At 71.8% G+C, this 13,140-nt stretch carries 10 protein-coding genes, 1 pseudogene and 1 riboswitch; of the genes and pseudogenes, 8 read left to right on the forward strand and 3 right to left on the reverse strand.

The features are described from left to right. Positions 1-240: 240 nt before the first annotated feature. Positions 241-1,284 (forward strand): MazG family protein, encoded by a 1,044-nt coding sequence (locus tag ACFCY1_RS40775; RefSeq protein ID WP_241852759.1) that lies wholly within the window; start codon positions 241-243, stop codon positions 1,282-1,284. 4 nt (positions 1,285-1,288) lie between these two features. On the opposite strand, the gene ACFCY1_RS40780 is transcribed toward ACFCY1_RS40775, so the two are convergent. After that, entirely contained in the window at positions 1,289-1,711 is a 423-nt protein-coding gene (locus ACFCY1_RS40780) for an SDR family NAD(P)-dependent oxidoreductase (RefSeq protein WP_049651970.1), read from the reverse strand. 277 nt (positions 1,712-1,988) lie between these two features. Here ACFCY1_RS40780 and ACFCY1_RS40785 point away from each other — a divergent pair, with 277 nt between their 5' ends. From ACFCY1_RS40785 to ACFCY1_RS40815, 7 genes are all read left to right on the forward strand, one after another. Next, positions 1,989-3,326 carry a cytochrome P450 gene (locus ACFCY1_RS40785; RefSeq protein WP_074001296.1) on the forward strand — a complete coding sequence of 446 codons (1,338 nt, stop codon included), beginning with the start codon at positions 1,989-1,991 and terminating at the stop codon, positions 3,324-3,326. Between the two features lie 221 nt (positions 3,327-3,547). Then, positions 3,548-3,716: riboswitch (cyclic di-AMP (ydaO/yuaA leader) on the forward strand. 5 nt (positions 3,717-3,721) lie between these two features. Continuing rightward, positions 3,722-4,627 carry a transglycosylase family protein gene (locus ACFCY1_RS40790; RefSeq protein ID WP_074001297.1) on the forward strand — a complete coding sequence of 302 codons (906 nt, stop codon included), beginning with the start codon at positions 3,722-3,724 and terminating at the stop codon, positions 4,625-4,627. A gap of 355 nt (positions 4,628-4,982) precedes the next feature. Then, positions 4,983-6,269 (forward strand): phosphopyruvate hydratase, encoded by a 1,287-nt coding sequence (gene eno / locus ACFCY1_RS40795; RefSeq protein WP_049651968.1) that lies wholly within the window; start codon positions 4,983-4,985, stop codon positions 6,267-6,269. A gap of 94 nt (positions 6,270-6,363) precedes the next feature. Continuing rightward, positions 6,364-6,885, forward strand: a complete 522-nt coding sequence (locus tag ACFCY1_RS40800) for a septum formation initiator family protein (RefSeq protein WP_375877775.1) — start codon at positions 6,364-6,366, stop codon at positions 6,883-6,885. Continuing rightward, positions 6,857-7,528, forward strand: coding sequence for a DUF501 domain-containing protein (locus ACFCY1_RS40805; RefSeq protein ID WP_375877776.1), 672 nt, complete (start codon positions 6,857-6,859; stop codon positions 7,526-7,528). Before ACFCY1_RS40800 ends, ACFCY1_RS40805 begins: the two co-directional genes overlap by 29 nt. Continuing rightward, complete coding sequence (locus ACFCY1_RS40810) at positions 7,525-8,466, forward strand: exopolyphosphatase (protein ID WP_375877777.1); 942 nt, start codon at positions 7,525-7,527, stop codon at positions 8,464-8,466. Before ACFCY1_RS40805 ends, ACFCY1_RS40810 begins: the two co-directional genes overlap by 4 nt. A gap of 428 nt (positions 8,467-8,894) precedes the next feature. Beyond that, positions 8,895-10,262 (forward strand): NAD(P)/FAD-dependent oxidoreductase, encoded by a 1,368-nt coding sequence (locus tag ACFCY1_RS40815; protein WP_049651966.1) that lies wholly within the window; start codon positions 8,895-8,897, stop codon positions 10,260-10,262. A gap of 177 nt (positions 10,263-10,439) precedes the next feature. On the opposite strand, the gene ACFCY1_RS40820 is transcribed toward ACFCY1_RS40815, so the two are convergent. Continuing rightward, entirely contained in the window at positions 10,440-12,995 is a 2,556-nt protein-coding gene (locus ACFCY1_RS40820; RefSeq protein ID WP_375877778.1) for an ABC transporter permease, read from the reverse strand. 48 nt (positions 12,996-13,043) lie between these two features. Then, positions 13,044-13,140, reverse strand: a pseudogene (locus tag ACFCY1_RS40825) (ABC transporter ATP-binding protein); the annotation flags it as partial.

Raw genomic sequence — 13,140 nt, forward strand, 5'->3', positions numbered from 1 at the left:
ATCCGCCGACTCGGCGCCCACTTCGACACCACCACCAGACCAAGCCGCCGCCCCACCCGCATCCACACACTCTGCACCCAACACGGCATCGCAACAACGGCCTGAGCCTGACCTAGATCGAATACTTCGCCAGCAGAGTCGAACGGCCGACTTCCTGCGCGCGTGCGGGCGGGGTGGGGACAGCGGGGTGGTGGCTTCCCGGCCCGGCCCGGGGTGGGGGTGCGGGGGTAGGTTCGGGGGGTGACGACGAATGCTGTGCCGACGGAGACTCCGGGCGCGAAGTTGATCCTGCTGACCACCACCCACCGGGTGGCTCCCGGCCTGCTGGCGTGGCCGGCGTGGGAGGCGTTGCGGTCGGCGGGGCGGGTGCTGGTGGGGGACGAGGGGCATCCGCAGGTGGCGGCGGTGCGGCAGGCCGGGGTGGTCGTGGAGGCGGTGCCGGCCGGGTCGGCGCCCGCGTTGGCGCGGCTGCTGACGGGGCAGCCCGCGGGGGCCGGGCCGACGGTGTGGCTGGGCAGCCCGGACGGGGACCCGGGGCTGACCGACGCGCTGGCGCGGCTGGCGGTGGAGCACGCCGGCGAGGTGCCGGAGATCGAGGTGCTGCCCGGCTCGTACGACCTGCCGGGGTCGCGGCTGCTGGACCTGGTGACGGTGATGGACCGGCTGCGCTCCCCGGGCGGTTGCCCCTGGGACGCCGAGCAGACGCACGAGAGCCTGGTGAAGTACCTGGTCGAGGAGGCGTACGAGCTGGTCGAGGCGATCGAGGCGGGGGACCGGGAGACGCTGCGCGAGGAGCTGGGCGACGTCCTGTTCCAGGTGTTCTTCCACTCCCGGATCGCCGAGGACCACCCGACGGAGCCGTTCACCGTCGACGACGTGGCCGGGGACATCGTCGAGAAGCTGATGTACCGGCACCCGCACGTGTTCGGGAACGTCGAGGTCGAGGGCGCCACGGAGGCGGAGGCGAACTGGGAGCAGCTGAAGGCGGCCGAGAAGGCGGACCGCGAGTCGGTGCTGGACGGCGTGCCGGCCGGGCTGCCCTCGTTGGCGTACGCGGCGAAGCTGGTGTCGCGGGTGCGCCGGGCGGGTTTCACGGGGGTGCCGGACGAGGCGTACGGGCTGCCGGCCGAGCTGACGGCCGATTCGGCGGGCCGGCTGCTGCTCGCGGTGGTGCAGCGGGCGCATGACGCGGGGGTGGACGTGGACGCCGCGCTGCGGTCGGCCGCGCGCGGTTACCGGGACGCGGTGCGCGCGGCCGAGGGCCTCGGTCCGGTCGGGGAGTAGGCGCTCAGGCCGCCGTGGCGGTGCGCTCGGGGCGCCGCTGCGGCGGGACGAGTTCGCCGATGGCCTCGCCGACGAGGAGGACGAGTTCGGCGAGCCGCTCCAGGTCGAGGTGGTCGGGCAGGTCCGCCAGCGAGATGATCCGCTCGCCGTCGGGGCCGGCCACGGCGAACAGGTCGATCGGCCCGAGGTGCTTCTCGGCGGTGTCCACGAGGGCGGCGACGTCGCTGGGGCGGCGGATGTCGCCGCAGACGCCGACGACGGGGCAGCCCGGCCGGTCGAGTTCGGCGGCGAGGTCCTCGGCGATGCCGGCGTACTGGTCGGCGATGAGCATTCCGGCGGTGCCGGCGGCGGCGAACCGGCGGGCGAGGCCCGCGCCCGACCCGCCGTCGAGGACCGCGATGACGACGACTGACCCGCTGACCCGCATGGTCTGCTCCTCCCTGTGGGCGACACCGCACCGGCGCCCACGCGTACTGCGGAGGATCGTAGGCACGTCCTGACCCTCCGCAACAGGGATTACCCCTCAGGTGACCAGGCTCACGCCCGCCCCGCGGCCAAGAGTCGGCCAAGAGCTGTCCACGGACCGGCCACGGAGTGTTGGCGCGCCCGACGCGTCCGGTCGCGGAAGCGCGGCGAAGGAGTGGCGGGGAAGCGGCGCCCCGCCGGAGGGAGGGCGGGCCCGTCGCACCGGATACGGTCGGTCCATGCCAGCTCAGCCCGTCCCCGCCCGGCCCGCCGCCCCGTCGTCCGACGCCCCCGCCCCGCAGCTGTTCACCTGGGAGTTCGCCGCCGACCCGTACCCCGCCTACGCCTGGTTGCGCGAGCACTCCCCGGTGCACCGCACCACCCTGCCGAGCGGGGTGGAGGCCTGGCTGGTGACCAGGTACGCGGACGCCCGGCAGGCGCTCGCGGACAGCCGGCTGTCGAAGAACCCGGCGCACCACAGCGGGCAGGCGCACCGCACCGGCCGGGTGGGCATCCCGGGGGAGCGGCAGGCGGACCTGATGACCCACCTGCTGAACATCGACCCGCCGGACCACACCCGGTTGCGCCGGCTGGTGTCGAAGGCGTTCACCCCGCGCCGGGTGGCCGAGTTCGAGCCGCGGGTGCAGCAGCTCACCGACCGGCTGATCGACGGCTTCGCGCAGCGCGGTTCGGCGGACCTGATCCACGAGTTCGCGTTCCCGCTCCCCATCTACGCGATCTGCGACATGCTCGGGGTGCCGGCCGAGGACCAGGACGACTTCCGCGACTGGGCCGGGATGATGATCCGCCACGGCGGGGGCCAACGCGGCGGCGTGGGGCGGGCGGTGAAGCGGATGCGGGCGTACCTGCTGGAGCTGATCCACCGCAAGCGGGCGGACCTCGGGGACGACCTGATCTCGGGCCTGATCCGGGCCGGCGACCACGGTGAGCACCTGACCGAGAACGAGGCCGCGGCGATGGCCTTCATCCTCCTGTTCGCGGGTTTCGAGACCACCGTGAACCTGATCGGCAACGGCACCTACGCGCTGCTGCGCAATCCGGAGCAGCGCCGGCTGCTGCAGGAGTCGGTGGTGCGCGGGGAGAGCGCGCTGCTGGAGACCGGGATCGAGGAACTCCTGCGCTACGACGGGCCGGTGGAGCTGGCGACCTGGCGGTTCGCGACCCGTCCGCTGACCATCGGCGGGGTGGACATCCCGGTCGGCGACCCGGTGCTGGTGGTGCTGGCCGCGGCGGACCGCGACCCGGCCCGGTTCGCGGCGGAGAACACCCTGGACCTGGCTCGGAAGGACAACCCCCATCTGGGCTTCGGGCACGGCATCCACTACTGCATCGGCGCTCCGCTGGCGCGGCTCGAAGGGCGTGCCGCGCTGGCCACGCTGCTTTCCCGGCTGCCCGATCTGCGGCTCGCGGAAAGCCCGGAGAATCTGCGCTGGCGGGGTGGTCTGATCATGCGTGGCCTGCGCGAACTCCCGGTGGAATTCAGTCCGGAGAGCCGTTCCCCGCACGCCCCTCCGCACCCCGTTCCGGATGCCTCTTCGACGCCTCCGACCTGCTGAGATCACGCTGACGGGACGTCGCCGATCGCCCGCCGACGGGGGTGTGAACACCCATCAATCCGGACATAACGCCGCTGTTGGTAGGCGATCGGACACGGGCCGTAATTGTTGTGTGATATCGGTGATATGAGCTTGTGATTGGTCTGATGATCTGTCTACTCTCCCTGGAGTTCGCAGCTGCGGACCTCGTACGCGGAACGCCGAATCCTGCCCGCCGCGTCACGGGAAACCGACCAGAACCCTGGGCAGGGGCGGGGGAACCAGGTTTGTTGCCGTCTCCCCACGGCTTGGGGTGAAGCCGCCCGAGCGGAATCGTTTCCGCTTACGGCGGCCGGGCCACCTCCCGGTCCGAACCCGACAGCTCACCTCGCAGGCGTACGGAGAGGGACCTCTTCATGCTGTTCGTTGGAACTGGCCGTCACCGTCGTCGCACCCAGGCCGAGAAGGCCATCGCCGTCGCCGGTGTGGCCGGCGTCGGACTCGCGATGCCGCTCCTCACCGCCACCGGCGCCTCCGCCGCCCCGGCCTCCACCTGGGACTCCGTCGCCCAGTGCGAGAGCGGCGGCAACTGGAGCATCAACACCGGCAACGGCTTCTACGGCGGCCTCCAGTTCACGTCCAGCACCTGGAAGGCGTACGGCGGCACCGCCTACGCGGCGCAGGCCAACCAGGCCAGCAAGGCCCAGCAGATCTCGGTCGCCGAGAAGGTGCTGGCCTCGCAGGGTCCGGGCGCCTGGCCGGTCTGCTCCCAGAAGGCCGGTCTGACCAAGGGCGGTGCCCCGGCCTCGGTCGACACCTCCTCGGACGCCAAGCCGCAGTCCGCCCCCAAGCAGCAGGCCCCGAAGCCCGCCGCCAAGCCCGCCGAGAAGCCGGTCGCGCAGAAGCCCGCCGCCCAGAAGCCGGCCCAGAAGCCCGCCGCGCAGCCGGTCCAGCAGGTCGCCCCGCAGCAGCAGGCGCAGCCGCAGACCCCGGGCTTCTCCGGCAAGGCCGGCTGGGACGCCGACGCCAAGGTGTACTGGTACCAGAACAACGGCGGCTGGTACTGGACCAGCCACCAGAGCGTCTACCAGCAGTACGCCGGCCAGGCCGCCGCCCAGCCGCAGTACGCCCCGCGCGCCGCGCAGCAGGCCCCGCAGGCCGCCGGCCACGACTACACCGTCCGTGCCGGTGACACCCTGTCGACCATCGCCGCCGCCCAGGGCGTGTCCGGCGGCTGGAGCGCGCTGTACGAGCAGAACCACTCCACCGTCGGCGGCGACCCGAACCTGATCATGCCCGGCCAGGTGCTGCACCTCGGCTGAGCCGCCCCGCCCGACGCCGGGAGCGCCCGCGGCCGGCAGCGCCCCGAGACCGGGGTGCCCGCCGGGGGCGCCCGCCGCCGCGCCGGAGCGCTCGGCGCCGACGCCGCTCCACCCCGCCGTCCGAAGGGGGCCGGTCCTACCGGTCCCCTTCGTCCGCATTCGCCCGCTCCGGTGGGACAAGCTGGGACAAGCAGGTGAACTACCGGTGGGTAGCAGGGCCACACGGTGAGACGGGACCGAGGCCGACGCGGCCACGGCAGCCCGGGCGGTTAGGCTCTGGTCGTAACGACTCCGCAATCGTCCTGCTGGCAGCACCACCGTCAGACCGGACCCTGCTCTCGCAAGGAGATGCCTCGTGCCGTCCATCGATGTCGTCGTAGCCCGTGAGATCCTCGACTCCCGCGGCAACCCCACGGTCGAGGTCGAGGTCGGCCTCGACGACGGCAGCACGGGTCGTGCCGCTGTCCCGTCGGGTGCCTCCACCGGTGCCTTCGAGGCGCTGGAGCTGCGCGACGGCGACAAGAACCGCTACTTCGGCAAGGGCGTCGAGAAGGCCGTCCTGGCCGTCATCGAGCAGATCGGCCCGGAGCTGGTCGGCTACGACGCCACCGAGCAGCGCCTGATCGACCAGGCCATGCTGGACCTGGACGCCACCCCGGACAAGTCCTCGCTCGGCGCCAACGCCATCCTGGGCGTCTCGCTGGCCGTCGCGCACGCCGCCTCCGAGGCCAGCGACCTGCCGCTGTTCCGCTACCTGGGCGGCCCGAACGCGCACGTCCTGCCGGTCCCGATGATGAACATCCTCAACGGCGGGTCGCACGCGGACTCCAACGTCGACATCCAGGAGTTCATGATCGCCCCGATCGGCGCGGAGTCCTTCTCCGAGGCCGTCCGCTGGGGCGTCGAGGTCTACCACACGCTCAAGGGCGTGCTGAAGGAGCGCGGCCTGTCCACCGGTCTGGGCGACGAGGGCGGCTTCGCCCCGAACCTGGACTCCAACCGCGAGGCCCTGGACCTCATCGTCGAGGCCATCGAGAAGGCCGGCTACGTGCCCGGCCGTGACGTCGCGCTGGCCCTGGACGTCGCCTCCTCCGAGTTCTACGAGGACGGCGCCTACCGGTTCGAGGGCAAGGACCTCACCGCCGCCGAGCTCATCGAGTACTACGCCGAGCTGGTCGCCGCCTACCCGCTGGTCTCCATCGAGGACCCGCTGGACGAGTCGGACTGGGCCGGCTGGAAGGCCATGACCGACAAGCTGGGCGACAAGGTCCAGCTGGTCGGCGACGACCTGTTCGTCACCAACCCGGCCCGTCTGGCCCGCGGCATCGAGACCGGCACCGCCAACGCGCTGCTGGTGAAGGTGAACCAGATCGGTTCGCTGACCGAGACCCTGGACGCCGTCGAGCTGGCCCAGCGCAACGGCTACCGCTGCATGATGTCGCACCGCTCCGGCGAGACCGAGGACGTCACCATCGCCGACTTGGCCGTCGCCACCAACTGCGGCCAGATCAAGACCGGTGCCCCGGCCCGCTCCGAGCGCGTCGCCAAGTACAACCAGCTGCTGCGCATCGAGGAGATCCTCGACGACGCCGCCGAGTACGCCGGCCGCGGCGCCTTCCCGCGCTTCCGCCACGAGGGCTGAGCGCTCCCGGTAGCGCACGCCTGACCGGTGCCCCGCCGTTCACCCCGTAGGGTGGACGGCGGGGCACCGTCGCGACCAGGAGGGGATACGGGAGATGGCTGGCTGGAGGATCCCGGGCTTGGCGGCCCGGCCCCGGTTCACGAGCCGGGCGACCGTCCTCGTCCTGGTGCTCTGCTCGCTGGTGGCGATCCTCGCCTACCCGACGCGGCAGTTCATCTCCCAGCGCGCCGAGATCTCCGCCCAGCGGGCGAAGGCCGACCACGCGCGCCAGCAGGTCGAGCAGCTGCGCCGGGAGAAGGCCCGCTGGCAGGACCCGGAGTACGTCAAGGCGCAGGCCCGCGCCCGGCTGCACTACGCGGTGCCGGGGGAGACCCCGTACATCGCGGTGGACCCGGCTGGTCAGGCCTCCGCCAGGACCTCCTCGTCCGCGGGCGGGGCCGCCTCCGGGCCGAACGCGGCGCCCGGCGGCGCCGCCGGCCAGGTGAAGGCCGCCAAGCCCTGGTACGCCAGCATCTGGGACTCGGTGGACGCCGCCGACACCGCCGCGGCGGCCCCCGCCACCCCCCTTCCCCTCCCACCGTCCCCCGTTGGAGACACCTCCCCCCATGACCACTGAGAACCACCCCACCGTCTCCGACGCCGACGTCGCGGCCATCGCCGCCCAGCTCGGCCGGGTGCCGCGCGGCCTGCGCGGCGTGGCGCACCGCTGCCCCTGCGGCAACCCGGACGTCGTGGAGACGGCTCCCCGGCTGCCGGACGGCACGCCGTTCCCCACGCTCTACTACCTGACCTGCCCCAAGGCCGCCTCGCTGATCGGCACCCTGGAGGCGGAGGGCGTGATGAAGGACCAGAGCGCCCGGCTCGCCGAGGAACCGGAGCTGGCCGCCGCCTACCAGAAGGCGCACGAGGACTACATCGCCCGGCGCGACGCGATCGAGGTGCTGGAGGGCTTCCCGAGCGCCGGCGGCATGCCGGACCGGGTGAAGTGCCTGCACGTGCTGGTCGGCCACTCGCTGGCGGCCGGCGAGGGCGTCAACCCGCTCGGCGACGAGGCGATCGGCATGCTGGAGGACTGGTGGGCCAAGGGCCCGTGCGTCTCCCCGGCCGAGGTCGAGGCGGCCGGTGAGCGGGTCGCCCGCAACCGCGCCAAGGAGCAGGACCACGAGGCCGTGATCGCCGCCAAGCAGCAGAAGGCCGCCGAGCGCGCCGCGAAGAAGCGGGCCGCCGAGGACGCCGCGGCGGAGCGGGAGTCCGAGTGAGCGCGACCCGGGTGGCCGCGATCGACTGCGGCACCAACTCGATCCGCCTGCTGGTCGCCGACCTCGACCCGGAGACCGGGGAGATCACCGACCTGGACCGCCGGATGATCGTCAACCGGCTGGGCCAGGGCGTGGACCGGACCGGCCGGCTGCACCCGGACGCGCTGGCCCGCACCTTCGCGGCCTGCCGGGAGTATCAGGAGATCATCTCCGGTTTCGGGGTCGGCCCCGAGCGGGTCCGCTTCGTCGCCACCAGCGCCTCCCGGGACGCCGAGAACAGCGACGAGTACGTCAAGGGCGTGCGCGACATCCTGGGCGTCGAGCCCGAGGTGGTGAGCGGCGAGGAGGAGGCGCGGCTGTCCTTCGTGGGCGCCACCAAGGAGCTGACCGGCGGTCAGTTCCCCGGCCCGTACCTGGTGTTCGACCTCGGCGGCGGCTCCACCGAGTTCGTGCTCGGCACGGACGACGTGCAGGCGGCGCGCTCGGTGGACATCGGCTGCGTGCGGCTCACCGAGCGGTACTTCGGCGACGCCGAGCTGCCCTCCGAAGCGCAGGTCGAGGCCGCCCGGGCGCACGTGCGGGCCGAGCTGGACCGGGCCGAGGCGGTCGTCCCGCTGACCGGCGCGGCCACCCTGGTGGGCCTGGCCGGGACGGTCACCACGGTGTCGGCGATCGCCCAGGGCCTGCCCGGCTACGACTCGGCGGCGATCCACCACTCGCGGATCAGCCGGGAGCGGGTCGCCGGGATCGCCCGGGAGCTGCTGGCCGCCACCCACGCCGAGCGCGCGGCCATCCCGTCGATGCACCCGGGCCGGGTGGACGTGATCGCGGCCGGGGCGCTGGAACTGCTGGAGATCATGGAGCGCACCGGCGCCGCCGAGGTGGTCGTGAGCGAGCACGACATCCTGGACGGAATCGCCTTCGGTATCGCCTCCTGACCCCGTGCGGGGCTTACCCGACCGGCCCCGGCACCCCTTTCGGGGGGCCGGGGCCGGGGCGCGCCCGAGCGCGGGTGGGAAAGTTCGTGAATTTCTTCACATGGGGATCCGGCCATTCGCCGCACCGGCCCGCCCACTACGTCCGAAATGTGGGACCGAAGGCCCGTCGGCCGGGTGGCCCATGGGATCGCAGGTCAGGCCTCGTTTGAGGTTTGAAAATCGAAATCACGTGCGGGAACCCGGGCGTTGTGCGGATCGTTGCTGCTCAGGCCGGTGGTGCTCCGCCGTGCGTTCGCGCGGGGCCGCCCAGGGGTGGGGGCCACCGCGCCGGGCCCGGTTTTGCGGCCGCGCAGTGTAGCACGGGGGGTCCGTCAACTTGTGACCGGGCTCACGAAGGCTGCTCCGGACGGTGCTGGATACTTTCGGATATGAGCACCACGGAGCGTCCTCGCATCCTCATTGTCGGCGGTGGTTACGTCGGCCTGTATGCCGCGATGCGCATCCTCAAGAAGATGCGTTACGGCGAAGCGACCGTCACGGTCGTCGACCCGCGGTCGTACATGACGTACCTGCCCTTCCTCCCCGAGGCGGCCGGCGGCAGTGTCGCGCCTCGCAACCTCATCGCGCCGCTGCGCAGCACCCTGAAGAAGGCGGAGGTGCTGACCGGGTCCGTCACCGGCATCGACCACGCCCGCAAGGTTGCCACCATCCAGCCCGCGGCCGGTGACAGCTACGAGCTGCCCTTCGAGTACCTGGTCGTCGCGACCGGCTCGGTCTCCCGCACCTTCCCGATCCCGGGTCTGGCGGAGAACGGCCTCGGCATGAAGACGGTCGAGGAGGCCATCGGCCTCCGCAACCACGTCATGGCCCAGCTCGACAAGGCCGAGTCCACCACGGACGAGGACATCCGCCGCAAGGCGCTGACCTTCGTGGTGATCGGTGGCGGCTTTGCCGGCATCGAGACCGTCGCCGAGGTCGAGGACATGGCCCGCGACGCGGCCAAGCTGTACAAGACCGTCAGCCGCGAGGACATGCGCTTCGTGGTGGTCGAGGCGGCCAACCGCATCCTCCCCGAGATGGGCCCGGACCTCGGTCTGTGGACCAAGGAGAAGCTCGAGGAGCGCAACATCGAGGTCTACATCGAGACCTCGATGGACTCCTGCGTCGACGGCCACGTCATGCTGAAGAACGGCATGGAGATGGACGCCTCCACCATCGTGTGGACGGCCGGCGTGAAGCCGAACCCGGTGCTGGCCAACTTCGGCCTGCCGCTGGGCCCGCGCGGCCACGTCGACACCGCGCCGACCCTCCAGGTCCAGGGCTTCGACTACGTCTGGTCCGCCGGCGACAACGCCCAGGTGCCGGACCTCGCCGCGGGCGAGGGCGCCTGGTGCCCGCCGAACGCCCAGCACGCCAGCCGTCAGGCCGTCGTCCTCGGCGACAACGTGATCTCCGGCATGCGCGGCTTCCCGCAGAAGGAGTACAAGCACAAGAACCTGGGTGCGGTCGCCGGTCTCGGCCTGCACAAGGGCGTGGCGATCCTCTTCGGCAAGTACAAGCTGAAGGGCCGTCCGGCCTGGTGGTTCCACCGCCTGTACCACGGTGCGATGGTGCCGACCTTCAACCGCAAGGTCCGCGTCTTCACCGACTGGACCCTCGCGATGTTCCTCAAGCGCGAGATGGTCGGCCTCGCCCAGATGGAGAAGCCGCAGCTTCCCATCCAGGAGGTCACTCCGCCCACCAAGCCCGTCGAGGCCGCCAAGCCGGCCGCCGACAAGGAACTCGCCAGCAAGTAAGCGACTGAGACCCCGGTGTGGGAGCACCGGGGTATGAGTCGGAGGCTCTCCGCCCGGCAGCGTTGCCGGACCACGACCTCCGTGGTGCTCAGCCGGCCGTGCGACCGGGCGGAGTACAGAAGTAGAAGGTCCCCTGCCGAACCCTCCGGCAGGGGACCTCTCTCGTTGCGGGACCGGTCAGTCGGTCTTGATGCTCTCCAGGATGTCCAGCTTGGACGCCCGGCGGGCCGGCCAGATCGCGGCCACCAGGCCGACCACCCCGGCCAGCGCCAGGAACAGCGCCAGCTGGCCGAACGGCAGGACCGTGGTCAGGCCGGAGAGGCTGGACTTCAGGGTGCCGTTGATCGCCCAGGCGATGAAGCAGCCGAGCAGCAGGCCGATGCCGGCGCCGAACAGCGAGATCACCACGGACTCCAGACGGACCATCCGCTTGATGCCGCCGCGGTCCAGGCCGATCGCCCGCAGCATCCCGATCTCGCGCTTGCGCTCGAAGACCGACATCGCCAGCGTGTTGACCACGCCCAGGATCGCGATCAGGACCGCCATCCCCAGCAGGCCGTACATCAGGTTCAGCGCGAAGGTGATGGTCTGGCTGAACTCGTCCCGGACGTCCTGCTTGGACTTCACCTCGATCACCGGGTTGGCGCCGGTGGCGTCCTTGAGGGCCTGCTTGAGGCCGTCGGTGGCGCCGTCCCTGCCCTTGACCAGGACGTCGGAGATGTACGGCTTCGGCTCGTGCTTGGCGATCTCGCTGTTGGCCAGCATGACCGGGCCGAGCATGCCGCCGGTCTTGTACACGCCGCCGACGGTGACCTTGCCGGTGGACTCGTCCGGGTAGGCCACGGTCAGCACCGAGCCGGTGGTGGCGTTCAGCTTCTTGGCGGCGTCCTCGTCGAGCAGCAGCTGGCCCTGGCCGAAGCCGGCGGTGGAGCCGCTGGTCAGCTCGACGTCGGCGAGCTGGTCCAGGACGGCGGCGTCCAGGCCGTTGACCGTCCTGCTGGTGCCGTCGAGCTCCCAGTACGCGGTCGTCATCGCCGAGGAGGCGGCCACCCCGGGGGCCTTGGCGATCTGGGCGGGCACCTGCGCGGACAGGCTCATGCCGTTGGCGGCCCCGACGATGAAGTCGGCCTTCATCGAGCCGGTGACGGCCCGGTCGATGGTGTCGTTGACCGAGGCGCCGATCACGGTGAGCCCGGTGACCAGGGTCAGACCGATGGTCAGCGCGGCGGCGGTGGCCGCGGTGCGGCGCGGGTTGCGCACCGCGTTCCGCTGGGCGAGCCTGCCCGGGGTGCCGCCGAGCCGCAGCAGCGGGCCGACCAGCGCGACCACCGGACGGGAGAGCAGCGGCAGCAGGACGAACACGCCGATCAGGGCCAGGAAGGCGCCCAGGCCGACCGGCAGCCGGCCGCTGTCGTTGCCGGTGGATGCGCCGTAGCCGATCAGGGCGAGGCCGCCGCCGGCGAGCACCGAGCCGATCGTGTTGCGGACCACCAGGCTCTTCTGGGAGACCGGCTGGTCGCCGCTGCTCATCGCGGCCACCGGGGCGATCCGGGAGGCGCGCATGGCGGGCAGCAGGGCCGACGTGACCGTCACCAGGACGCCGACCACGACCGTCACCACGACGGTGAGCGGCTTGATCACCAGCGAGCCGTTCGGCATGTTCTCGTTCATCGCGCCGATCAGCGACTGCATCCCGGCGCCGATCCCGATGCCGGCGGCCAGACCGGCCACCGCGGAGACGGTGCCGATCAGCAGCGCCTCGATCAGCACGGACCGGGTGACCTGCTTGCGGCTGGCACCGATGGCCCGCATCAGGGCCAGCTCCTTGGTGCGCTGGGCGACCAGCATGGTGAAGGTGTTGGCGATGATGAAGATGCCGACGAAGAGCGAGATGAAGGCGAAGACCAGGAGCATCGTGCGCATGCTGCTGGTGCTCCTGGTGATCATCTCCTGCTCGTCGGCCTTGAGCTTGGCGCCGGTCTCGATGTCGAACTGGTGGCCGGAGGGCACCACGGGCTGGGCCTGGGCGAGCAGTACGTCCTGGCTGGTGCCGGGCTTGGCGGTGAGCACGACGCTGCTGTAGCGGCCGGGCTCCAGCAGGGTCTGCTGGGCGGTGGCCCGGTCGAACAGGGTGAGCGAGCCGCCGGTGTTCACGACCGGGTCGTCGGTGGTGAAGATCCCGGTGAGCTTCGCCTCGATCACCGGTCCGTTGGCGGCGACCCGGACGGTGTCGCCGACCTTGTAGCCCGCCTTGTCGGCGGTCTTGCGGTCGAGCGCGACCTCCTTGGCGGCCTTCGGGCCCTGGCCCTCGGCCATCGGGTAGCGCGGGTCCTTGCCGTCCTGGCCGGGTGCGAAGTTGGCGCCCTTGGCGGCCCAGACCTGGCCGATCAGGTTGCCCTTCTTGTCGGCCACGCCGGTGAAGCCGCTGACCACGCCGCGGGCGCCGGCGGTGCCCGGCAGGGCGGCCAGCTGCTGGACGGTGGCGTCGGTGAGGGTGGCGGAGCCGCCCTCGCTCTTCTGCCGGGCGGAGGCGTTGGAGCCGGCCGCGCGGTCCACCACCTGGACCGAGACGTCCGAGTAGCTCTTGGAGTTGCTGTCCCGCATGGCCTTGCCGAAGGTGTCGGAGAAGACCATGGTGCCGGCCACGAAGGCGGTGCCGAGCATGACGGCCAGGGCCGTCATCAGCAGCCGGCCCTTGTGGGCCAGCACGTTGCGCAGTGCGGTGCGATACATGGGGTGTCCTGGGAAGGTCGGTGAGCGGGCTGCGACTGCTGCGCCGGACTAGCTGGTGCGGCCCTTGGCGTCGAAGCGGCGCATGCGGTCCAGGACGGTGTCGGCGGTGGGCTGGTGGAGTTCGTCGACGATGCGGCCGTCGGCG

Origin of the sequence: Kitasatospora sp. NPDC056273 (assembly GCF_042268845.1) — a bacterium.
Lineage (GTDB): Bacteria > Actinomycetota > Actinomycetes > Streptomycetales > Streptomycetaceae > Kitasatospora.